16 protein-coding genes and 4 pseudogenes are annotated in these 23,118 nt (G+C 70.0%); 13 read left to right on the top strand and 7 right to left on the bottom strand.

Annotated elements, in window-relative coordinates; all coding sequences use genetic code 11:
* Positions 1-137: 137 nt before the first annotated feature.
* Positions 138-1,270, top strand: a pseudogene (locus tag ABZ725_RS51935) (IS701 family transposase).
* 637 nt (positions 1,271-1,907) lie between these two features.
* On the opposite strand, the gene ABZ725_RS51930 reads toward ABZ725_RS51935, so the two are convergent.
* The 3 genes from ABZ725_RS51930 to ABZ725_RS51920 all read right to left on the bottom strand — a co-directional run bounded on the left by ABZ725_RS51930 (position 1,908) and on the right by ABZ725_RS51920 (position 5,075).
* Entirely contained in the window at positions 1,908-3,848 is a 1,941-nt protein-coding gene (locus ABZ725_RS51930) for a caspase family protein (protein WP_358809371.1), read from the bottom strand.
* Positions 3,841-4,257, bottom strand: a complete 417-nt coding sequence (locus ABZ725_RS51925; RefSeq protein WP_358809370.1) for a hypothetical protein — start codon at positions 4,255-4,257, stop codon at positions 3,841-3,843. The genes ABZ725_RS51930 and ABZ725_RS51925 overlap by 8 nt, the downstream gene beginning before the upstream one ends.
* 128 nt (positions 4,258-4,385) lie before the next feature.
* Positions 4,386-5,075 (bottom strand): hypothetical protein, encoded by a 690-nt coding sequence (locus ABZ725_RS51920; RefSeq protein WP_358809369.1) that lies wholly within the window; start codon positions 5,073-5,075, stop codon positions 4,386-4,388.
* Between the two features lie 410 nt (positions 5,076-5,485).
* On the opposite strand from ABZ725_RS51920, the gene ABZ725_RS51915 reads away from it, so the two are divergent.
* Positions 5,486-5,917 (top strand): AAA family ATPase, encoded by a 432-nt coding sequence (locus ABZ725_RS51915; RefSeq protein ID WP_358809368.1) that lies wholly within the window; start codon positions 5,486-5,488, stop codon positions 5,915-5,917.
* A 49-nt stretch (positions 5,918-5,966) separates the two neighbouring features.
* Here ABZ725_RS51915 and ABZ725_RS51910 read toward each other — a convergent pair.
* Both ABZ725_RS51910 and ABZ725_RS51905 read right to left on the bottom strand, forming a co-directional pair.
* A pseudogene (locus ABZ725_RS51910) lies at positions 5,967-7,650 on the bottom strand (helicase associated domain-containing protein); the annotation flags it as partial.
* A gap of 160 nt (positions 7,651-7,810) precedes the next feature.
* Positions 7,811-8,517: pseudogene (locus ABZ725_RS51905) on the bottom strand (DNA polymerase III subunit alpha); the annotation flags it as partial.
* Positions 8,518-8,604: 87 nt separating this feature from the next.
* On the opposite strand from ABZ725_RS51905, the gene ABZ725_RS51900 reads away from it, so the two are divergent.
* From ABZ725_RS51900 to ABZ725_RS51855, 10 genes are all read left to right on the top strand, one after another.
* Positions 8,605-8,997 (top strand): hypothetical protein, encoded by a 393-nt coding sequence (locus ABZ725_RS51900; protein ID WP_358809367.1) that lies wholly within the window; start codon positions 8,605-8,607, stop codon positions 8,995-8,997.
* Between the two features lie 218 nt (positions 8,998-9,215).
* The gene (locus ABZ725_RS51895) at positions 9,216-9,704 is read left to right on the top strand and encodes a hypothetical protein (RefSeq protein ID WP_358809366.1); all 489 of its coding nucleotides are present in this window, start codon (positions 9,216-9,218) and stop codon (positions 9,702-9,704) included.
* A 6-nt stretch (positions 9,705-9,710) separates the two neighbouring features.
* A complete protein-coding gene (locus tag ABZ725_RS51890) occupies positions 9,711-11,495 on the top strand; it encodes a DnaB-like helicase C-terminal domain-containing protein (protein ID WP_358809373.1) in 1,785 nt (594 codons plus the stop codon).
* Positions 11,492-11,710 (top strand): hypothetical protein, encoded by a 219-nt coding sequence (locus ABZ725_RS51885; protein ID WP_358809365.1) that lies wholly within the window; start codon positions 11,492-11,494, stop codon positions 11,708-11,710. Before ABZ725_RS51890 ends, ABZ725_RS51885 begins: the two co-directional genes overlap by 4 nt.
* Entirely contained in the window at positions 11,710-12,282 is a 573-nt protein-coding gene (locus ABZ725_RS51880; RefSeq protein ID WP_358809364.1) for a hypothetical protein, read from the top strand. The genes ABZ725_RS51885 and ABZ725_RS51880 overlap by 1 nt, the downstream gene beginning before the upstream one ends.
* A 328-nt stretch (positions 12,283-12,610) precedes the next feature.
* Positions 12,611-13,372, top strand: a complete 762-nt coding sequence (locus ABZ725_RS51875) for a hypothetical protein (RefSeq protein ID WP_358809363.1) — start codon at positions 12,611-12,613, stop codon at positions 13,370-13,372.
* Positions 13,373-14,349: 977 nt separating this feature from the next.
* Entirely contained in the window at positions 14,350-16,488 is a 2,139-nt protein-coding gene (locus tag ABZ725_RS51870) for a protein kinase (RefSeq protein ID WP_358809362.1), read from the top strand.
* 219 nt (positions 16,489-16,707) lie between these two features.
* Positions 16,708-17,442, top strand: coding sequence for a LysM peptidoglycan-binding domain-containing C40 family peptidase (locus ABZ725_RS51865; RefSeq protein ID WP_358809361.1), 735 nt, complete (start codon positions 16,708-16,710; stop codon positions 17,440-17,442).
* A gap of 76 nt (positions 17,443-17,518) precedes the next feature.
* The gene (locus ABZ725_RS51860) at positions 17,519-18,382 is read left to right on the top strand and encodes a hypothetical protein (RefSeq protein ID WP_358809360.1); all 864 of its coding nucleotides are present in this window, start codon (positions 17,519-17,521) and stop codon (positions 18,380-18,382) included.
* A 286-nt stretch (positions 18,383-18,668) separates the two neighbouring features.
* A complete protein-coding gene (locus tag ABZ725_RS51855) occupies positions 18,669-19,682 on the top strand; it encodes a hypothetical protein (RefSeq protein WP_358809359.1) in 1,014 nt (337 codons plus the stop codon).
* Between the two features lie 662 nt (positions 19,683-20,344).
* Here ABZ725_RS51855 and ABZ725_RS51850 read toward each other — a convergent pair.
* A complete protein-coding gene (locus tag ABZ725_RS51850) occupies positions 20,345-21,949 on the bottom strand; it encodes a protein kinase (protein ID WP_358809372.1) in 1,605 nt (534 codons plus the stop codon).
* Between the two features lie 219 nt (positions 21,950-22,168).
* Positions 22,169-22,630 (bottom strand): DciA family protein, encoded by a 462-nt coding sequence (locus tag ABZ725_RS51845; RefSeq protein ID WP_358809358.1) that lies wholly within the window; start codon positions 22,628-22,630, stop codon positions 22,169-22,171.
* A gap of 201 nt (positions 22,631-22,831) precedes the next feature.
* On the opposite strand from ABZ725_RS51845, the pseudogene ABZ725_RS51840 reads away from it, so the two are divergent.
* A pseudogene (locus tag ABZ725_RS51840) lies at positions 22,832-22,984 on the top strand (IS5/IS1182 family transposase); the annotation flags it as partial.
* Positions 22,985-23,118 lie beyond the last annotated feature (134 nt).

Raw genomic sequence — 23,118 nt, 5'->3', positions numbered from 1 at the left:
CTCACTGTCGGTGAGTTGCGCGCGCGTCACACCACAGTCTTATCGCACCGGTCCCCATCCCAAGCCACTTGATCACAACTAGAGACAGCCCCTAGTACTGCAACGGTGTCTACCGTGACTGCTGGCCAGGTTCGTCGCTGCACGAGCGGTTCGTGCACCGGTTCAACCGGTCGGAGCCGCGGGAGTCGGCGCTGGCCTGTATGCGGGGCCTGATCGCTCCGTTGCAGCGCAAGAACGGCTGGACGCTGGCCGAGGAGGCCGGCCATGCCGGGCCGGACCGCATCCAGCGGATGCTGACCGGATCGAGTGGGACGCCGACGAGGTCCTCGACGACGTGCGCCGGTACGTGGTCGACAACCTCGGTGACCGGGAGGCCGTGCTCATCGTCGACGACACCGGCTTCCTGAAGAAGGGCACCCGCTCGGCAGGAGTGCAGCGGCAGTATTCGGGCGCCGCGGGCCGCACGGAGAACTCCCAGATCGGCGTCTTCCTTGCTTACGCCGCCGGCCGCGGACGCACGCTGATCGACCGACGGCTCTATCTGCCCACGTCGTGGACGGACGACCGGGAACGCTGCCGTCGGGCCGGCATCGGCGACGAGGTCGCTTTCGAGACGAAGGCGGCCATGGCCAAAGCAATGGTCCGCAAGGCGATCGCCGACAGGATTCCCTTCACCTGGGTGACCGCGGACGCCGCCTACGGCTTCAGCAGGGGCTGGCGGTTCGAACTCGAGCAGGCCGACGTCTTCCACGTCATGGCCACGACCCGGCACGACACCGTCGTCACCCGCTGGTCCATCGATCACCCCGTCCACGATCTGTTCCCCGGCCTCCCACGCCAGAAGTGCAAACGCCGCTCCTGCGGCGATGGGGCACACGGCCGGCGGATCTACGACTGGGCCCGCGTCGAGGTGAGGCCCTGGCACCTGCCCGGCCGCCGGTACTGGGTGATCGCCCGCCGCAGCATCAGCCGACCCGAGGAGATCTCCTACTACATCGCCTACTGTCCGGCCGACACCACGCTGGACGAGCTCGTACGCATCGCGGGCAGCCGCTGGGCTGTCGAGGAATGTTTCCAGACCGCGAAGCAGGAGTGCGGCCCGGACGACTACCAGGTCCGCCGCTGTCCCGGCTGGCACCGCCACATGACCCTGGCCATGGCCGCCCACGCCTGCCTCACCGTCCTGCGCGCCCGCGAGCTGGACATAGGGAAAGCAGAAACGGATCCTCCCAGCTCATCCACCTCAGCCTCGCCGAGATCCGGCGCCTGATCACCCGCCTCACCCACAGACGCCCCACCCCGATCGACCACATCCTGCACTGGTCACACTGGCGCCGACGACGCCAATACCAAGCCCGCATCAGCCACTACAGACGACGCGGACACATTCCCTACACCAGTCGCGTCGCGGGGCCGAGTTCTCGGCAGGACTCGGAACCAGACGTGACGAGACGGGACCAAACGTGAGGATCCCCGCTGTCCCCCCTCTTCTTCACATGTGATGGACATCACTCAGGTGTTTGCCGTCCGCGACCGGCAAGAAGGCATCCCTGGGCGGGACGTGACTCACCGTAGGGCAGCCGGAAGACCAGGGCGCGAGCGTGTCGCGAATCTCGGCCCTTGGCGGGTTTCCGCACGTCATCAGGTGTCCGCGCATGGCCACAGGTGAGTATCCGCGAACTCCGGCTAACTAGAGCTAGGCAGGGCCGACCTGCTGATTCGCTGGTTGTCCGATTCTCGATCTCAGTGCTCTGGACCCGGTGGGGGTGGCGGCAGGAGGTCACAGGTCGGGCGGTGCCGCCCCGGAGGGCCTGGCGGGCGCCTTCGGCGCGTTCACCGCAGGTCATGCCACCACAGCCAGAACCGTCAGCTCCTTGCTGTGCGTCGGTGTGTCTCTTCGGCCCCGGTCATCGTCGGCGAGGTGGCGCCGGCGACGCGGGTTGCCTGCGGCGCCAGAGGGTGACACAGCACCAGAGCTCGACGATCCAGGTGAGCGTGAGAGCCACCGTTCCCACGCTGGGCGTGATGTAGTCGCCGAACTCGCTGAGCACGCTGTAGACGAAGCCCGCGGCCGCCATGGTCGCCGCTGTCACGCAGGCGAGCCAGCCGAGCACCGGCGTTCGGAATGGGAGCATGGAGCCGCGCAGGGCGAGCGCTCCGAGCACGCCGGTCGTGGAGAGGCCCGCCCAGAGCGCAATCACGACCAGCCAGGCGGGCCCGGTCACGTCGGTGTGTGCGAAATATGCGCGGCCATCAGTCGTAACGATCGGGGTGACCAGCGCAAGCAGAGCGAGGACGAACGCGGAGCACAGGAGAGCGGCACTCGACCGCGCGACCCGGGCCCTTCCTGGCGGCGCCTCGACGGCGGTCGCCGACTCCGGTTCCCTCCGCTCTGGTGGCTTCCGCTCCCAGGCCTTGGGCCCCGGCGGCCTCGACTCCCCCGTTACCGGGCCGGGTGCGGCCGGCGGTTGCGGGGCCCGCTCCGCTGTCTTTCGCACCGAAGGCTCCTGGACCGGCGTCGCCCGCACTGGCCGCGCCACCGGCCGTTGCGCCCACCGGCGCGGACGGCGGGCCGGCAATGCGTCCATGCCCACGTGCACCGGGAGTTCGCCCGTCGCCGTGCGCACCAGCACGTCGCCCTCGTAGTGACCCGGTTCAGCCACGTCCGCGCTCACCTGAACCCCGTCCGCCACGCACGTCGCCCGCAGCCAGGGCACCCCGGGCGCCGCCTCCACCGTGGCGTGGACGATCGGCGGGCCCTCCAGAGCCAGTAGGGTCTGCGGACCCGGCGTGCCCGCAGTGACCGTGCCTAGGTCGACAAAGTCCGCCGCGACCCGGGGGCGCGCCGTGCCCAGGGCGTGTTCGGCGCCCTGCGAGACCCGGCGGCTGTCGTCGTGGGTCAGCTCGGCGAGGGCCGTACGGGCTGACAGGGCGAGTCCCACGTCGTTGCCGCGTAGCAGGGTGCCCAGGTCTTCCACTGCCCACAGCCGCTCCTCGCGGCCCGCCGCATGCACCGCGCGGTCCAGCCGGGCGGGCAGCGCGACGGCGGCCGGGGCCTTGGGCCTGGCACGGGCAATGGGGACGTCGCCGCCGTGGGCGCCGAACAGCCACAGCTGGGGCGTCTGGTGGGGCGTCAGCTCCGCCAGGCGGTCGAAGACGTAGTCGGCGAGTTCGGACATGCCGATTTCGCCGTCGCCGTCCCGATCGGCGTCGCCCGAGCGCAGGCCCTTCACCAGCGAGCCGGTGAACAGCGACGGTTGGCGTGCCTCGGGCAGGTCCGCTCCGGTCACCTGGCGGTCCGCCTCGAAGGCGTACTCGACAGCGCTCGACGCCGTGAACACAGCGCGGCCCCGCCGCCCGTCCGTCCGCTCCAGGTCCTGGAAGCTCTCCTGCACATGGGCGTCCGCATCGGCCCGGGCAAACATGCCCCGCTCGAAGGCCCCCGCGTAACAGCAGTCGAGCAGGATGACCGCCCGCTGGGCGCGGCTCGCCAGCATCATGCCGCTCACGTACTCGGCTGGCATCGCTGTGGAGGCGAGCCGGTTGCGTCGGGTGTCGGTAGTCGCGAGGAACAGCTTGCCGGCCGTGTTCTTCACCCCGTGGCACGAAAAGTGAAGCAGCAGAGTGTGGCGGGGCGAGCGGTCCGCGAAGAAGTCCTCGACCTTCGTGCGCAGCCGCTGGGAGTCAGGGTCGGTGAGCACCTCCACCTCGAAACCCCCGACGTCCGGATCGCCGAGAACCTCCGCAAGCGCCTCGGCGTCGTCCGTCGGCGCCCGCAGCGCGCCGAGCCCGGGGTCGTCGTACGCGCTGGTCACCACGATGAGTGCCTGCCGCTCCCGGTCAGCCATCGCCCGTCCGCCTCCCTTCGGCGGCCGTCGTACAGGCATCGAGCCACAGGGCAACCATGCGGCGCTGGTCCTCGGCGTCGCCGCCGCGGAGTTCGAGCCGCCGGCCGCCCATCTGCAGTGATACGTCGGGCGCCGGTCCGCAGGAGCGGCCGCGCCACTTGCCGACGACCGTGACGACCTGGTGCAGCAGTGCCGGGGCTGCTGTGAGTGTCACGAGCAGGGCGTTGACCTGTTCCAGGGCGCTCGACCGGCTGCCCGGAGGAGCGGGGCCGGCGTCGGGCCGCCCGACGTCCTCTACATCGAGCTGGAGGAGATCTTCTCGCAGGGCGTCCAGGTCCCGGAACAGTGACTCGACGTCCCCGTCGGACCGCTCGGCGTCACGGACTTCGATGCGCAGCTGATCGACCACGGCTCTTCGCCTCCCTCTCAGTCTGGCACCACCCAGTAGGTTGCGCCCGCTGACCGAGCACGGGCCCATGATCGACCGCGGCTATTGACATGTGAGGCTCAGACACAGGCTCTGATAGGTGGCCTGGGTCAAGCCGAGACGACTGGGCCATTGCCGAAATCGCGCTTGTTCAGGTGCGCCGCCGCCTCCTTGGCGAACGTATCGATTGCTGAGTCCAGCATGCTGAGTGCGACAGGTGAACGGCCTGGGTTCACGAGATGCTGGCTGGGGTCGTCCCAAAGCGACCTGTCAGGGTCCAGGAGTTCCGTCTGTCCGGCTTGCTCCAGGTAGTTCATGAGCGCCTGTGCGCAATCCCCCACCTTTCTTGCGGCCCTCGCGACGTCAGTTTTGGCTGCCTCCAGCATCACGCGCTGGACGGCATTCGCAATCGCGCGGGGTTCGGTGACGGTGGCGACTTGCTGCCGATACGAGGCTACTGTCGCCTCACCAAGCTCGACATATGCATGGCCCTCTTCGGCGAGCAGCTCAGCATGGTCCGCTGCCAATTGGTCCCACCGCTCAGCCGCGACCACAGCAGCCGCGACGGTCCCCCTCCAATCCTGAGTGGCGGCCAGGAGGCCTACGAACACTTCGCGCTGCGCTGACCTGCGTGCGGTGTCGAGCGGGCCCAGGTAGGCCGAACGAGCAGCCTCCAGTGCGCTCGCCACCGCCGCCCGACTGGCATATCTCGCGGCCCACACAGCAGCTGCGCCACCAAGTAGGGTGCCAGCCAGGCCACTTGCTCCCCCGACGAGCGCCGCCGTCACTTCAGTATTCATACGAGCATCCTGCCTGGACTGGAGGAGCTGTCGAGGCGCGTGAGTGCGAACCGGGCGAGCAGGTCGGACAGCCCCCCTCTCGCCTCGAGGAACTCACCGCCCGCCTCGGTGAACTCGACGCAGAGAGAACCTGCGCATCACCCTGACGAGACCCCGGTCCTGGACGCAGGCGAGTCCACCTCTGTTTGCTGATCCGGCACAGCCGCTCACGTCCCGAACGTGCCCGGTCAATCTGCGCCGTGATGACGTCCACGCCTCCGCCTTCGCCGGCGAACGCGCTGGACTGGTGGCGTCCCGTACGCAACTCTCAGGGGAGGGACCATGGGTGAGGCCGCCACAGCCGTGTCCGACGAAGCGTTCTCCGCACTTGCCGAGAACCTGCGCCACCATCCTTGAGACCCGCGCGCGCTGTGCGTCATCGCGCCAGAGGACGTCCAGGACGAAGCCGTGGTGGAGGGGCCGCTCTCAGCCACTGCGACGGGGCCGACTCCGTCGTGGTCACGACCGCCACGCCGGGCAACCTCGCGGTGCTCCTGGACGCGTTCCACGCCGCTCTGCGCCTCGGTGCCCGGCCGCGACGGCTGGCCGACGCGCAGCGGGCTGTCGAGAACGAACTCGCCCGGCGCTCCTGGCCGGTGATGGTCGTACGCGATGCCCATCTGCTGCGGACCGAGGCCCTGCAGTACGTCTATGGGCTGTGGAGCCTGTTTCAGGACCGCGAACGCCGGATGCCCGTCGTCCTGGTGGGACCCGAGCGGATCCGGTCCGTGCTGCGCCGGCCCTCACTCGCCAGCCTGGAGAGCTGCATCTTCATCTGGCACCGACTCACGCCCTCACCCTGAAGACACGAGACCCCGGACCGCGACCGCCCGGGGTCTCGTGTTGGAGGTCTCAGTAGTCGTCCCGGTCAGAGGGCGGCCCGTACTGCTCGATGAGGTCGAAGGTGCAGGTGCCGCCGTCGAACACCGACTTTTCGCACTCGTCATGGTGGTCCTGCTGCGGCAGCGGCTGCGCCGGGGCGGAAGCGGTGACTGCGGCGGGCCGGGCCGGGGCGGGCTGGTCGGCGGTGCGAAGTTCGGTGTCGACCACGGTGGAGGCGATTTCGTCCTTGCGCCACTTCTCGGGGTTGTTGCACGGCACGAGGCCGCCCGCGTAGGCCATGCGCAGCAGTTCGGCCTTGGTGTGGTTGCGCATCAGCTCGTTCATGCGCCGCATCCGCGCCGTGCCCCGCGCCGCCTGGCGCTCTTCGTCAGTCACGGTGCCGCCCCGGTCGTGGTCCTCCTGCGCCTGTGTGTTCGCCGGCGCGTCCCGGACGGTCCCGTCGTTCGTCGGAGCCGGCCCACCGGACGGGGCCGGCACCGCTGCGGCCTTTGCCCAGGGCACGCCCAGGGCGGCGAGGGCGGCCTGCTGCTCGGGGATGAGCTTGTCCCATCTCGCACGGATGTTCGAGTTCCATACACCCAGCTTCACGACCACCGGCTCCGCCTCGCCGTCGATCACGATCTGCTCACTGTGCCCGCGCGGCGTGGGCCGGTCCGCACCTTCCCGCTCGACCCACTGCGCGAGGGGCTGCGAGGCCTCGCTGGAACGCCTGCTGTGCCTTGCTCGGGCGCTTGGCCGCCGGAGCGGGTGACGGGGCCTCAAGCGGCTGCACACCCAGCCTGGACAGCCGCTCCTGCTGCTCGGTCGACAGCTGCGCCCAGGTACCCGGCTGCTTCTGCCGCTGAAGCCACCCGCCGATGTTGTCGCCGTCCATCAGTACGCCGGGTGCGATGTCGGGCAGGCTGCCGTCGGCGTCGACCAGGTCGGCGAGGACGCGGTAGTGCCGCTGCCAGTCGAGCGGCCACGCACAGTCCCAGTCCGGGTCGACCGCCGTCAGCCGCGCCGCACGTTCCGCCGCCCGCTCCGGGTCCTTTCCCAGGCCGTTCTTCTGGCCCTTGCGCCTGAGGTTGGCCAGATGCTGTCCGATGGGCACCATTGCGTCGCCCTCGCCCCAGACCGCGTCCTGCCGGGGTGCGAGGTGCCCGGTGGACCGCCGGTACGAGCGCAGCGCGGCGAGCTTGCTCTCCCACGCCTCCTCACCCGGCTCCCACACCATCCCGGCCTCGGGCGCGTCCAGCATCTCCTTGCGCCGTTCCTCCAACTCCCCGGCCCGCAGTGCCTTCCGCTGCTGGTGCACCCAGCGCCCCAGCGGAAAGTCCTTCGTCACCCCGACCTCGGTCTCCGTGTCGTACGGGACCGCGTACACGCCGGTGATCTCGTTCTCCGCCCGCCACCGGATGAGGGCCTGGTAGCCCTCCAGCCACACCAGCGACTCCGGCCGGTACACCCGCGTGCGCAGGAACGCGGCGATCGTGGCCGCGTCCCGGGGAGTGCTGAAGTGGAGCAGGGCTGATTCGGCGGCGGCCTGGGTGTCGTCGTGCTCCTGGTCATCGCCGTCACCTGAGCCGTCGGCGCCGACGATCCGGCCCTCCTCATCCCGCTGCACGTGGGCCTTGCGCGCGTGCTTGCCCCGCGAGAGGGCACGGGAGGCGAGCTGCTCGACCAGGCGCTCATCGTGACTGCGCAAGGGCCTGCGCGTGCACGCCGAGAAGGGGGAACTCTCCATGCGGGTCGCGGCCGAGTACCCCGCCGCCCAGGCCGCTGAAGCACATCGACGCCCGAAGCCGGTGGCGTCGCGGTCGGCTCGTCCTCACCTTCTGACCTTCTGGCTGAACCCGGGCCGCTCCTCTGGGCACTTTCTGTCCGGGCACCATGGCGCGCAGGCGGGCGGCGTCGGTCGCGCCGAGCTCGCGCAGCAGCCGGTGGTGGTGCTCCATCAGATGCCGGCTCACGTCGATGGAGAGGGTGTCGAGTTCGGCGTCGAGCTTGTCCCGACTGGTCATCTCCGGCAGGCCGCTGGGGGTCGCGGTCACCAGCTCGCCGCCCAGTGGCAGCTGCCCGTCAGTGGCGGCGCGGTTGCGGGACTGCGAGTGCAGTTCAGCGGCTTGCAGCAGCAGGTCCCGCCGTGTCAGGCCGGGCGAGAGGGCCTCCAGGGCGCCGATGCGGATCAGGCGCTGCGTGAGCGGCAGCGACGGGCGGGCGCGCAGCCACAGGTCCTGCAAGCCGGTGTCGGGCTGCCCGGCCACCAGGCGGGCGGTCTCCGCCTCGCTGATGCCCTTGACGGTGGAGAAGGCGAGCCGGACGGCCCATCCCTGTTCGGTCTGCTCGACACCGTGGTGGGCGCGGGAGTGGTTGACGTCGACGGGCAGGACGGGCACGCCGTGGCGGCGGGCGTCGGCGACGATGACCCGGCGCGGCCACATGCCCGGGTCGTGCTCCAGCAGCCCGGCGTACAGATACGCCGGGAAGTGCGCCTCAAATAGGCGGACTGGAGGGCGGAGACGGCGAAGGCGACTGCGTGCGCGCGGCGGAAGCAGTATGCGCCGAAGGAGGAGACGATCTACCCCTCCCTCATGCCGTCCGTTCACGCCCTCTGTCACTTCACCGGCCGTCTGAGACCACACCGTGCAAGGAGACCCGGATGCACATGAGCGAGAGCACCGAGAACCTTGAGCAGTTCGCGGAGGGCGCGGCCCGCTCCCTCGTCGAACTCGTGCAGGAGCTCCAGGACCGTGGGATTCAGTACCCGGGGGAGGCGCACCGCATCTACAGCTATCTCACCCGTGTCGCCGGAGAGCTGAGGACCGCTCTCGACCTTGTGGGAACCTCCGTGCAGGGCCTCCACGACAGGGGACTTCTGATGTCCGACTACCGGGGCGAGCCCCTCGATGAGGTGTTCGAGCGCTTCAGCCAGGCGTCCGGCAGGGCGCGGGACCTCGCGGGTGACCTGCACGGCAACTTGAGCAAGGCCTACTCCGCCGTCGGGTCCGTCGCGTACAAGGAGACGCTCGAAGAGCAGGAGCCGGCAGCGGGCATCTGAGCCTGCCTGTTCGGCGAGATGCGATCGTCTGCGGACGGAGTGAGCGAAGGCCGGGGCCGGATGATGGCTCCGGCCTTCGTCTTGTCGTGCAGCTGCCCGTCGGTGCCGGCCGCGAATGCCTCAGGCCGTCAACTCACCCCGAAGAGCATCCAAAGTGAGTGAACACTCCACAGAAATGCATGATTCCAGTAAGTAAATGAGTTGATTATGAGGCCGCGATGGACGCGACCGAAGCCCGCACAGAGCTCTTCTCCCTGGTGAAGCGCGCCGAGCTGGAAGGGCGCACCACGCTGATCCACAAGCATCGGGAGCGCGTTCTGCTGGCCCCGCTCGACCGGCTTCCGGCAGCCCGGAAGACCGATGCATTCCCGTCCCACGCGCTGAGCGCGGCGCAGAAGGACTTCGGCGAACTCATCACGCTGGCCGCCCAGGGCCAGCCGCAGGTGCTCCGGCGCAGCCGTACCCCGGTCGCGGTACTGCTCCCCGTCGACACCCCGTCAGGCGCCCCCTCGTCCGACACGACCGCGCACGCTGGCGCGGTACCCGCAGGAGGTGCGGTGAACAGCCAAGGAACTCAGGATCGCGGCAGCGCGCCGCGCAGGCTCGCCACGCTGGGCGACACCATCGGTTCCGTGCTCAGCTCCGGCCCGGTCGGCGGCCCCACGTTCGGACTGCCCGGCCTGGCCGCCGCGACGGGCGGTCTGTAGCCGGGCCTGCTGACACTCGTCGCGGCTCCCCCGGCCGGCGGCGGAAGCCTCCTGGGGCTGGCTGCCGCCAGGAAGACCGGGCTCGTCGACAGCCGCAAGGTTCTGTACGCGGCGTCGGGGCCGAACCGGGCCGACATCTTCCGCCGGATCCTCGCCGCCGAGACCGGCGGCGACTACCCGCGCCTGAAACAGGGCCGTCTCACCGAGCACGAGCAGCAGTTCGCCGAGCAGCTCCGCCAGAAGGCCTCCGTGCTGCTCATCGACGACGGCAGCGACCTGACTGCCGAAGCGATCGCGGAGACCGCCCCGCATGTCGAGGACCTGGCTCTCGTGGTCGTTGACCGGCTCCAAGCCGCCCACAACGCCCGGCTTCCCCTGTCCGGTGACCATCTCCCGAAGGCCTCCCAGGTACTGGCCTCCCTCGCGCGCACCCTGCACGTGCCGGTGCTCGCCATCGTGGACAGCGCCGATCCCACGCTCCTGGGCCTCCTGGACGCTGACGTCATGCTGACGCTCGCACCGACCGAGGACCCCTCCAAGGTTCAAGTGACGGTCTCGGAACGCGACTTCGGCGCGATCGGCTCGGCGTACCTGCGCCCCGATCTGCTGCACGCCCGCTTCCTCGATGCCGGCACGGCCCCCGTCGGCCGTACGAGCGGCGGAGAACCCGCGCGGAGTCCGGGCAGTGCGGTGGAGCGGGAGTTGGCCGAAGCGGCGCTTCCCTACACGTCCGGTGCCCGGCAGGGGCTGCCGGCCTCCGTCACGCATGTACTGGCCGCGCTGCGCACCGCGCTGGCCAACGGCGACCAGGAAGCCCTTGACGACCTGGGTTCGTCCCTGGTCGAGGCTGCTGCTGCGCCGCTGCAGTCGTCGGACACCGCCGAGGGACGTCGCCTCGCCGCCGCGCTGAACGCCTATGCCACCGCCGGGACCACCGGGCAGCCCGCCGCTGCCGCTGTCCAGCCCACCGCTGGCAGTGCGCAATTCCCCGACGACGTCGACGAAGAAGACGACGGGGACGGCCTGGTACCGGGGGATGAGGAGGACGAGCCCGAGGGAACGGTCTTCCCCGCCCTGAAGATCCTCAAGGAAGCCGTCGCCCGCTCGAAGATGCACCCGATCCCAGTCATCCGCACCGAGGAACGCGACAGCGGTCCGTGGCCCCTGATCAGCGAGGACATGGACGGCGAGCCCCGCTGGGTGCACCCCGACGTCACCCTCACGCGTGTCCCCCACATGAAGGCGAACGGTAAGCGTGTCCGGCGCGACCGGCTCGACGTGCTCGAATCGTTCGGTGTGGGCGTGATGTGCCTGATCGACCGCAACGGCAGCTACCCGTCCGCCTGTTCGGCCGTTCCTCTCGCCCCGAACAAGCTCCTGCACACCGGTCCCCTCGACGCGTTCGACAAGACCCAGGCCGGTATCTACCTCATCGACATCCCGGACTGGAACCACCCGCACATGCCCCACCCCCTGGGGCGGATCATCGAGCGGCCCGACGAGGAGGGCCGCGTGTGGGTCACCACCCCGCACATCAAGCAGCTCGAGAAACTCGTCAAGGAAGGCCACCTCGGCGCCGCGCCGGCCATCCACGACTCCTGGACGGGGAAGGCCAACGAGTCGCTCTTCAAGCCCTTCTACGAGGCCACCAGGAAGGCGCGGACCGAGCTCGTCCAGGTCGGCGGCGACCCCTACAAGGCGTACAAGACCCGGCTGTCGATCGCGCTGCGTCTGCTGTGGCCCAAGCGCGAGGAGCAGCGCTCCCCGTTCTGGCGGCCGACTGGCGCATGAGCATGGTGGCCGAGGCCTCCGTGCGTCACTGGTCGGTAGCCTTCAGGGCCGTCCAGGAAGGGCACAAGCTCATTGCGTTGCGCAACGTCGACGCGGCCGTCTTCTGGACGCCCCCTGGCGCGCCGCCCGCCACGTACCGGATCGGGAGCGGCTTCGGTGAGGTGAAGGCCAAGTTCGTCCAGCTCGGCGAGATCATCCCCGAGGGTGACGACTGATGGCCGGCCCCACAGGTCACGGAGGCTCCCTTGGCGGCGCCCTCAACGACCTCCTGCGCTCCCAGGTCACGCCCCGGCACCGGCTGTCGTCGTACAACGCGAGGCATTGGCACGCGCAGCTCAGCCAGCTCACCGCAACCCACCGCGGCTACCAGGCTCTGGAAGACGCAGGGCTCCACGTGACCACCAAGACCCTGGTCAACTGGCTGTCCGACCCCGAGTACAACATCCGCCGCGGCCACCGAGACCTCATCCACACCGCCTACGAGAACACCGCCATCGTCCCAGCCGACCCCATCCCCGACCACGTCAAGGACGGCCAGTTCGAGATCAGCGGCCTCGTCAAGACCGGCGACGACGAACGGGAACGCGGCACACGGCGGGCCGCGCCCCTGCGCATCGACGGCAGCAGGGGCGACTGGGACGAGATCGAGGCCCTCTGGATGGCCGGCGAGCTCACCGACCACGATTTCGAGGACCACTTCATCGATGACGTCATCGTGGCAGACATCGGCGAGGGCACCGACGGATGGGACTTCCCCGGCAGCTCGTACGCCGTCGAACTCAGGTGACATCCCTATTCCGCCAGGACGATCAAGCCCAAGGCGAGGCCGAGGTCGGCAAACACGTGTCGTTAAGATCCGGCACACGATGTGACGGCCGGATCGAGGGGAGCGGACGTGGACGGCGAGGAGAGGATCGCGCGGGGGTGGCCCGGGGCCTCGCCCGGCACGAGGCGGCGCGGGTGTGGACGGTGACGTAATTCCCCAGGCTGCCATCCCGTAGTTCCGGAGGGGTCTCCGGGGCCAGCGTGCCTGAAGGCGGCCCGAACTACCGCCCTGAGCTCAGGCCACGCGAATTCACATGACAGTTGCGAGCCAGCTCCGCGATCATTGGCCGATGACCACGAGACCGGACCTTCTCAGTCTGAGCATCGCGTGCCCTCCACCCGACGAGGGCGGCGTGGAGGTCCGCCCGATCGTCAATGGCCGGGATCTTCTGGCCGAGGTGGTCCCCGGTGGCGTGGGAGGCTCCCGGTACCTGGGAGTAGGCCCCAGGGATCTGCTGGGCCAGGACGGGCCGTTGCATGCCACGGCGACGCCCCACGAGGTTCGTCTCGCTTGGTCCGGGTGCGGCGTGGAGGAGTGCTGTGGCGCGCTGTACATGACGGTCACGCGTAACGGGGATCGTGTTGTCTGGGCGGGCTGGCGCGACTTGGCCAATCAGGACTTCGACCTGCCGGAGCTTCGGTTCACCGCAGGTCAGTACGAGGCCGAGGTCCTGCGAGCCGGAGAGGACCGCAGTTGGGAGTGGCCGGCAGGAGCGGTTGCGCGGCTGCTTGAGGCGGGGCTGAGGGGACGCGGGGACTGGCTCGTCAGGTGGGACTGCGAGTTGGAAGGCGTCTGGGCCTCCCGCAAGGAACCCGATCGAATCCACGTCGTCCTGAGGCATCCCCCTAACCGGGCGGATGCAGATCTGCCCTGGCTCCAGTTCGGGATGACCCTCCGGATCTCCGCGGACGCCCCATCGGTCCAAGCCGAGCGCCTTGAAGCGCGGCTGACCGCAGGCGATCCCCGTGCCACCGCCGAGGTCTGGGGAGGTTCACATGATGCCGAGCAACTGGGCTACCCATGGCCGCCGGTCGACCCGCTGTTCATGTGAACGGCAGGGAGAGACGGAGTTGGGCCTTCCCCCGCCGTTGGGCATCCACTCCCAACCGCCATCCCCATGGGGAAGCGTGATCGTGCGGGTGGGCAATTACGTGACGCTGATCATGTAGATCGTGGGGAAAAGCGTGACCGCTGACACACCTCGGGTCCCGGCGTTCCCCAGGTACACCGGGACCCTCCTACTGACTGCGGAAACTGACGTTCTGCCGGCTGTCAGTCCCACTGGATGTCGGCCAGGGACTCCAGCGGTGCGCGCTCGGCGAGCCGGGGCCTGTCGGGCTCTGCGCACCAGGAAGCACCCACGCCCGCTCCTCCCTGCCTGCCGCTGCGCCCTCATAGCCCTATGCCCCTGCTGCGGACAAGACCCGCCACCGGGCGGTGGGGGGGGGCGACACCGGGCCGGCACCCGCCCGTCCGCGACCTGTCGTCGACCAGGCGAACGGTCAACCGGGAGCTCTCGGGGGCGCGGGCACCGGTGCAGCGGGGGCCTGTCTGAAGTCCTGGCGGGTCTTCCGCCGCAGGGCCCAGTGCAGCCCAAATCGAATGTCGTCAATCGTCTCGACCGTCCTCCCCCTGAAACGGCAACGCTGAAAGAGCCCATCCACTCCTGCGGACCGGGTGTCCGCGGTTCACAGACACCCGGCGTGACTGGCCGCGCCAGCCCGATGCACCTCGAGCTGGGTTCCCGGCCGCTCGGCACCAGTACGGAGGTTGGGGGCTCACGCCCGGGGCGCACATGGGCGTTGCACGCGCTCCGTATTGTCTGACGCTTGTCCGCTGCAGGTGCTTTGACCTGCAGCGGAGTCATCCGGTTGTCCTGCCGGACGTCCCAGACACCGCATCGCGGTCCGGACGGCTGGAATGGGCGGTAGTCATGGAACATCGAGTCCGCGCCAGCCGCTCCGGCGAGTGCGGGGACGTATCCGCGGGCCTATCCCGCCCGCGGCCGGGGGTGTTCGGGAGGCAGTGATGGCAGGACGCCGGGAGAAGCCGATCAGGGGCGGCGGGCCGATCAAGGAATTCGCTGAGGGCCTGCGCGAGCTGCGCAGGGAGGCGGGTGTCTCGTATGCGGCGATGGAAAAGCGTGTTCCCTTCAGCAGGGCGACGCTGAACGAGGCTGCGAGCGGCCGCAAGCTGCCATCGAAGGATCTGGCGCTGGCCTACGTACGGGCGTGCGGGGCCGATGAGCGCACGCTGGGCGAGTGGCAGCTGCGGTGGGAGGCCGCCAAGGCGGAAGTGGACCGACTGGAAAGGCAGAAGACCCAGGCGGCGCATTCGGAAGCCGGGGACCGCACCGGGCCGACCGCCGACGGGACCCGGCAGGAGTCGGTGCGGCTGCTCGGCCCCCATGACCCTCGTCAGATCGGAGGGTTCAAGGTGCTGGGTTTCCTGGGGTCCGGTGCGATGGGCCGGGTCTATCTGGGCGAGAGCACCGGCGGCCGACGGGTGGCGATCAAGGTCATCGACGGTGCTCGGGCGGGCGACTCCGAGTTCCGAGCCCGGTTCCGGCACGAGATCGACGCGGCCCGCAGGGTACATGGAATGTTCACTGCGGCGGTGGTGGCCGCTGATCCGGATGCGGCGGAGCCCTGGATGGCCACCGAGTACGTTGCCGGCCCGCCGCTGCAGGACGTCGTCGCCTCGCGAGGACCGCTGAAGGCGGACATCACGATCAAGCTGGCCGCAGGGGTGGCCGAAGCGCTGGCAGCCATCCACGGTGCAGGGGTGGTCCATCGGGATCTGAAGCCGGGGAATGTGCTGGTCGACCAGGACGGACCGAAGGTGATCGACTTCGGGATCGCCCTTACCCGGGACGCTACGGCGCTGACTCGCACCCAGCTGGTGGTGGGAACCCCTGGCTATGTGGCGCCGGAACGGCTGACCTCCGGTCAGGCAGGGCCGGAGAGCGACATCTTCTCCCTTGGAGCACTGCTGGCCTACGCGGCCTCCGGGCAGTCGCCGTTCGGTACGGGCACCATAGAGATCAGCTACCGGATCGTGCACGCCGAGCCGGATCTGGAATCCGTTCCCGAGCCGCTGCGCGAGCTGGTGCGATGGTGCCTGGCCAAGGATCCGGAGGGGCGGCCCAGCCCGCAGCAAGTGGTCGACTGGTGCCGTACGCACGCCGGGCAGGTCGGCCCCGGCTGGCTGCCCGCCCCGCTGAACGCCTTGGTCCGGCAGCGCGCCGAGGAGGCCGCTGCGGTCCGCGCCCCTGAAGAGAAGGCCACGGCGGCGGAACTCGCGCCTCAGCGCGGGTGGGTTGTGCTCGCCGTGCTGGCCGTCGTGATGGTCGTTGCGGCGGTGGCGGGACTGCTGGCCTGGCACCCGTTTCTGGAGAAGCCGTTCGCCCTGGGGCCTTCGAACACCCCCTCGTCCAGCGGGACTTCAACCGCCGGGACGATCAGCGGCCCTACCGCAGGAAGCACCACCGGCGCCACCGGCAGCGCCACTCGAGGCACGGCCGGTTGGACGACCAGCGGGCCCACCGCAGGAAACACCACCAGCACCACCGGCGGTGCTACTCAAGGCACGGCCGGCGGCACGACCAGCGGGCGCACCGCAGGAAACACCACCGGCGGTGCTACTCGAGGCACGGCCGGTGGGACGACCAGCGGGCCCACCACAGGAAACACCGCCGGCGCCAGTGAAGGGGTCACCAGCGGGTCGACCGGCAATTCCTCCAGCGACAGCAGCCAGGGGCCAACAGGCGGTGCCTCCCAGAGCAGCAACGACTCAAATAACCGTGCGGCCCCCAGCCAGAGCTCGTCGAATCCGATGCTGTTGGGAACGTCGGTCTCTGTTCAGCCGCGTTCGGGCACCGTGGACTGCAGCCAGCCCATCACCTTCACCTTCTCCGCCACCGCGCAGCAGATCGGGACGATTCAGTACACCTGGTTCCCTGACCAGCGCCTGACCGACCGCGGTCACCAACCGCGCTCCGGAACCATGACCTTCACCACGCCCAACACCCGGTACGACACCTACGTGGTCCAGTTGCAGGGCACCCACTCCGGCGACACCGTGCAGGGCGAAATGGCCGCGCAGGTCACCTCCCCCGAGATCGACCGGCAGAAGGTCGGCGACCAGTTCTTCCTCACCTGCGCCTGACGTTGCTCCTGCGGGGCCGGCCCGCTTGCCCGATGCCCGGGCCTGCCCTCTGACCACCTTCTCCCTTCGCCCTTCCCCTCCGGCTCGTGGCGCCGGCGCCACGGCGCGGCCCCGTCATGCCTGAAACCGGCATCGGGAGCTCCTGGCAAACGCCCTGCTTCTTCCCCCTCCGGCTTTGAGCGCCGACCGAGCGCTTCCCCGACCACTGGAGATGATGTGATGCGCACCGGATCCCTCGCCGCCGCGGCAGCACGGCGACTGGCCGCCCTCCTGGTCCTGAGCCTGCTGGCCACCCTGTTCAGCGTGACGGTGGCGGCACAGGCTCACCCCGTCCCGCAGCCGGCCGCTGTGGCGGCCCACGTGCCTGGGCCGACCGGGGAGCAGGTGTTGCTGCGCCGCGGCGACACTCTGTGGTCGCTGGCACTGCGCCACGGCACCACCGTCGCCGCCCTGCAGCAGGCCAACCACTTGGGCCACTCCACGCTCATCTACGCAGGGCGCCACCTAACCCTGCCGCCCGGGACGGGCAAGAACACCCAAGCAACTGCCCCGAAGGACACCGGTCACGGCTCTGCCGCCGGAGCGGGACAGACAGCGGTGGACTTCGCCCGCCACCAACTGGGCGTGCCTTACCAATGGGGCGGCACCGGGCGAGGCGGATTCGACTGCTCCGGCCTGGTCCAGGCCGCCTGGCGTACGGCCGGCGTGCACCTGCCCCGCACCACCTACGCCCAGATCGATGCCGGTCTGCGCATCCGCCGGGGTGACCTGCGCCCGGGCGACCTGGTCTTCACCCACCACCGTGGCCACGTCCAGCTCTACGCAGGGGACGGCCAGGTCATCGAATCCGCCCGCCCCGGCACCAGGGTGCGCTTCTCAGCCCTGCCCGCCGCAGCCGACGTCGACGCCTATCTCCGCCCCGGGCACCCGCATCAGCCGGCCGCCCACCGCTGACAGCCCCGACCAGCCCCCCAGACAGGCCGCACATACCCCTGCTGCCAGAGAGGCAGCCGGTTGAAGGAGGACACTCATGAGGATCTGTTCTCGCAGGTTCACCACAGCCACCCGGATCATCGCGGCAGCTGCCATCGCCGCCACGGCCGCATCGCTGTCTCAGGCCGCGCCCGCCGCCGCGGGCGAGTTCGGCCCGGACACCTGCCGTCAGGGGTTCGTCTGGCGCGAGGCCGTACCCGGCGACCGCGTTTGCGTCACTCCCGGCACCCGCACCCAGGCCCAAGCCGACCACCGGCAGGCCGACGCCCGACGGCAGCCAGGTGGCGGAGCCTGGGGCCCGGACACCTGCCGTCAGGGGTTTGTCTGGCGCGAGGCCGTACCCGGCGACCATGTCTGCGTCACTCCCGGCACCCGCACCCAGGCCCAAGCCGACAACCGGCAGGCCGACGCCCGGCGCGCGCCGAACACCCCGCCGCCATGCCGGAGCCAGGGCGGGCTGCCCGTGGACACCGTCACCCCCGAACAGGCCGTGCGGTGCTCCAGCAGCGGATATTGGCGCGCCACCCTTACCGCTTTCGTACACGACTACTGGTGGTTCGGCTCGGACGCCGGGTCTTCGGTGAAGGTCGAGCACTGGGAAGACGACCACTGGGTGGAGCGGCCCGCCCGGCTGATCACCGCACACAACGACTACAGCCCCCGGCGAGCCGGTGAGACCGGCAACAGCGACTGCCCCACGTTCGGTGGCATGACCGGCCGCTGCTTCGTCCCCCCGCCGCCCAAGGACTGCCGAGTCGAGAAGGCGAGCAGCATCGACTGCCGCGACTACGCCTTCGGCACCGGTACACCGCTGAACGCCCGGTCGCTCCGCAGCACCGCCTCCGGAACGTTCGGCAACGGCGAGCCCTTCGTGATGCCCGTAGTGGCCGACTCCCTCTGAACCGACCTGCCAGTCCGAGCTCCCGCAGTCCGTACTGCCAGGTGCTGTGCACACACACCACCACCACGACTGGCGCGCCCGCAGACGCTGCTCGCCCCACGCAGTCAGGCGCACGCCCAGGGGTCCGGTGTGCCGACTCCTGTCCTCTCCACCCCGAAGGAGAACAGCACGGCCCGGAGAGTGCCTCGCCGCACCAGCCCGCACTTCCGCGCAGGTCAGCAATCGATCCGAAAACGCCGCCCGGAACACCACCCGGCGGTCACGCACAAAAGGAAAGGAAACACCCGTGAGTCTGACCCGACCCGGCGCGGCCCGCAGTCTGGCTGCCGCCCTCGTACTGGCCGTCCTGGTCCTCCTCCAAGGAGTGCCGGCCCAGGCAGCTCCCGCGCCGGTGCCCACCACCGCGAAGACGCGCTGCGACCACGGCTTCGACCCGGACGAGGCCACCACTCTGCACCTGGCCGGCGGCCGCGGAACCACCTTCCCGGACAGCGGCCGCATCCTGCGTCCCGGCGACGTCGTGCGGCTCGTCCCGCACCAGCAGGACGAGGTGTCCACCAGCGGCTGGTGGTGGCAGCCCGCCGACGGCTCCAACTGGGTCACTCCCGCCGGCGCCGACCCCCGCCGGCCTGCCGGCGCCGGCTACCCCGCGCCCGGCCTGAACAAGGACAGCCTCATCGCCCGCCTCGCACGCCTCAAGCCCTTCGAGGTCCTTGGCAAGCCCGGCTGCCAGATGGTGGGATCCGCAGGCGCCCTGGACATCCGCATCAACGACGACCAGGACTGGGACAACTTCGGCTCCTGGAATGTGGACGTACAGCTGTACCGCGAGCCGCTGCAGGACGGCGGATTCGAGCAGCAGCCCACCTCAGCCGTCAGCCGCCCATGGCACACCGAAGGCCCTGGCACCAAGGTCGTCTTCAACGATCTCGGTCAAGCGCACAGCGGCAACAAGGCCGCCCTTCTCAGCTCCCCGGGCGAGCGGGTGTGGAACGCACTGACCCAGACGGTCCCGGTACGCCCCCACACCGACTACGTGATCACTGGCTTCTTCCGGACCTCGGACAACGTCAACACCGCGTTCTTCGGGGTCCAGCTCCCTGGCACATGGCCGCCCGTCGAACGCCACTTCGGGCCCGCGCCCGCCTGGTGCCCGCCACGTGATCCCTCCTGCTACAGCCAGATCAGCGTCCCGTTCAACTCCGGCGACCACACAACCGTCACCGCCTTCGCCGGATTCTGGGGCGTCGGCCGACCCGCCACGATGCAGACCGACGACATCCGCATCCTGTCTTCCTAGCGCCAACCACCACACAAGGCCCCACCACCGGGCTGCTCCGCCTCCCTCAGGGAGGCGGAGCAGCCCGGTCAGGTCAGCCGACGTACGTCCCCACAGGGCGGGGCGCAGGCCACAAGGTGTGCGTGCGGCCGACCTGCCATAACTTCACGACCTTGGCGTCCTGCCTGCCGATCCCCGTTTGTGAGGTCCGTACTGGACGCGGAAGGGCTCCGGCCGAAGCGTGGGATGTGCTGGCACTCGGAGACCGTCCGGCGGATGCCCGCGAACCCGACCGCCCAGCCGCCGACCCTGCGCCGCCAGCCGGGAAGGCGTCGCGTAGAACCGCCACACCTACCTGCCGTCGTCGCCGAGGGGTCGCAGGACGGGCATGTCGGTGAGCGGTGTGGTGGGCGTGGCCGAAGCCAGGGGGCGCAGGCGCCAGCGGAAATGCCCGGAATGGGCACGATCGGACCCACGCTTGGAAGGTAGGACAAGCTGAACCGGATCGACGGAACACTCACCCACGCAGTTCAACGCCGGATCGGCCCGCCCGGCGCGAGCCGGCTGCTCCAGAGTGACGAACAGGCCCGCATCCACCGCATCGACCCAACAGGCGAAACGAGTGCGCCGATGACACAGACCTGATCCTCCGCTGAAGGACGAGATGCTACTCACCGGCTCGGCTACGACCTGCTCACCACCAGGATGTCGACCACGAACACCAGCGTGTCCGTGCCCTTGATCTTGCCCTGCCCTTGGGATCCGTATCCCTGTGCCGGCGGCACCGCGAACTGCAGGCGGCAGCCCGCCCGCTTGCCCAGGAGCGCGGTGTCCCAGCCCTTGATGACCTGGCCGACGCCGATCTGCACGGTCAACGGCTCGCCACGGTCGAACGAGCTGTCGAGAACCTCCGCCCTGTCCCAGGGCTGCAGAAAGTAGTGGCAGGTTACGTAGTCGCCCTTGACGATGGTGGTGCCGCTGCCTTGGACCAGGGTCCGGACGACGAGTTCGGTGGGGGCCGGGCCGCTCCCCACGGCGAGGGTCGGCTTCTCGCCGAAGCCCTGGCCCGAGGTGATCGCGGGCAGCGCCCCGATCCCGGCGGGCCCGCCTGCCGAAGCCGTGCCGTCCGGCGACGAGGCACCAGCCGGTGACGTCGATCCGCCCGGGGAACGCGTCCCGTTCGCGTCGGTGGCCCCGGACGGGCTCGGACTCCCGGCGGCTGCGCCGGTCTTGCCGCCCGGTTCGTCGTCGAGCGAGAGCAGCAGGGCGACTGCCCCGCCGCTGACCGCCAGGGCTCCACCTGCCCCGGTGAGCAACATGGAGCGCCGGGACAGGCCCCGCCGGGGCGACACTCCCTGTGCCGGCACGTCGGCGGGGTCGGTGCGCGAGGAGGGCGGGATGACCGTGGCCGCCGCGTGGGCCGACTCCCGCCGTCCCGGCATCATCGTGCTGTGCCGGGGCGGCAGCCATCCTCCGTGCCCGAGGGTGGAGCCGACCGCGAACTGGGCCCGCAGCCACGGGACCGTGGGGCGGTCGGCGGGGTCCTTGGCCAAGCAGCGGGCGACGGTCGGGCGCAGCGCGGCGGGCACGTCGTCCAGTTGTGGTGCGCTTTCAATGGTGCGGTAGATCATGGCCAGCGGATCGCCCTGCCCGTACGGGCCGTGGCCGGTGGCCGCGTAGACCAGGGTGGCGCCGAGCGCGTAGACATCTGCGGCCGGACCCACGTCACCGCCGTGGAGCTGCTCGGGCGCCATGTAACCGGGGGTGCCCGGTGTCATGCCGGTCGTGGTGATCCGGGTGTGGTCGCCGGCCCTGGCGATGCCGAAGTCGATGACGCGCGGGCCGTCGTCGGCGAGCAGGACATTGGAGGGTTTGAGGTCGCGATGGGTGAGGCCGGCGCCATGGATCGCCTCCAGGGCGGCGGCCATGCCGGCGGCGAGCGCCCGCAGGGAGGCTTCCGGCAGTGGACCGACGGAGACGACGGCCTCGGTGACCGAGACACCTGGGATGTACTCGGTCGCCAGCCAGGGCCGCGGGGCGCTGGGGTCGGCGTCGAGGACGGCGGCCGTGAAGCGGCCGTCGACACGCCGGGCGGCCTCGACCTCGCGGGCGAAGCGACGCCGGAACTCGGCGTCGTGTGCGTACTCGGCGTGGGCGGCCTTGATCGCGGCGAGCCGCTGGTCGGCGGAGCGGCCGAGGAACACCTCCCCCATGCCGCCGCTGCCGAGGCGGCCGACCAGTTCGTACGGGCCGATCCGCTCCGGATCACCGGCCTCCAGTGGCTGCATCACCAGGGTCCCCTCCCACCGTGCGGGAGTGAGCGTACTGCCGATGCCGCCGCCCATCCGGGCTGCCCCGGCGGGGCTGCCGTCGGCAAATCCGCTCCTTCCGCCGCCGGCCTGGTGCGCGTACCGGCGGTCGACCTGGTGTCCGTATGAGGTGGTGCACGTTCACTTGTACGCCGACACCGGCGCGTCCTGGGCGGTGCGCATGCGCAGCTCCACCCTCTACAAGGTGCTGGAGGCGGGCGGCCCGAAGACCTCCAGCAGCCGGATCTGCTGCGTTCCCAGCCGTTCGTTGAGCCGGGAGATGAGTCTTGGCGCGCGAAGCCTGATGTTCACACCCCAGGCCGCCGACACGGCCCGCACGCTCAGCGTTCCGGTGTCCGGTTCGAAGGAGACCGGTCTGACCTTTGCGGGCGGGAGCGCAAGCTCGCGCCGAGCGGCGAGCACCTGAGGGGCGTCCGGCAGGGGATCGGCCAGATCGGCGAACAGCTCATCGATCGCGGCCGCCAACGACAGTGTGCCGTTGTCCCCTCGCCGGCTCTTTCGCGGGCCGCGCCGCCCCGCGGGCCGTTCCCGCCACATGCCACGCCGACGGGCAGCCTCCTTCTCCGCGTGCAGCGCGATGCGGGCCAGATCGGGCTTGGCCCCGGGCGACCCGTACGGCTGATCGTCGCTGTACGTCATCCGGCCTCGCCATGTGTGCCGCTGCGGGCGAGCCGCAGACGCATCGCCTGCCCAGTTCAGCCGCCCCGCGACTGGTCGTGGGCAGGCTGAGGTGCGGTCCCGGACAGTAGGCGTCGTGGGCGACCTTGGCGTTGCCGTAGTCGCGGTGGTGCTGCCCCGTCCAGTCGATTCCGCCGGCGAGATGGCAGACCTCGGTGTCTGCGGACCTTCGGCCGGCTGATGCACCACCGCCGTCCCGCACGCGACTACGAGACCCACCCCCACCGATCCGAAGCCATGATCCACGTCGCAATGATCGACCTCATAAGCCGACGACTCACCGGTGAATCCACTCCGAACTGGCGCGACACCTGAACCTCGAACCAAACAACCTCACCGGGACAAAACGCTCTTTCCCTACGTTGTTCTGCGGGAGGCGGTGAGCCCTTCGTATGGTTCACCCACCCAGGGGTGCCGGGTGTGGTTCAAAACGCTCTGCCGCTGATGGC

The organism is Streptomyces sp. NPDC006872, assembly GCF_040635845.1.
In the GTDB taxonomy this organism is placed as follows: Bacteria; Actinomycetota; Actinomycetes; order Streptomycetales; family Streptomycetaceae; genus Streptomyces.
Note: the sequence above shows the minus strand (reverse complement) of the source record. Positions and strands in the feature narration are given on the sequence as shown.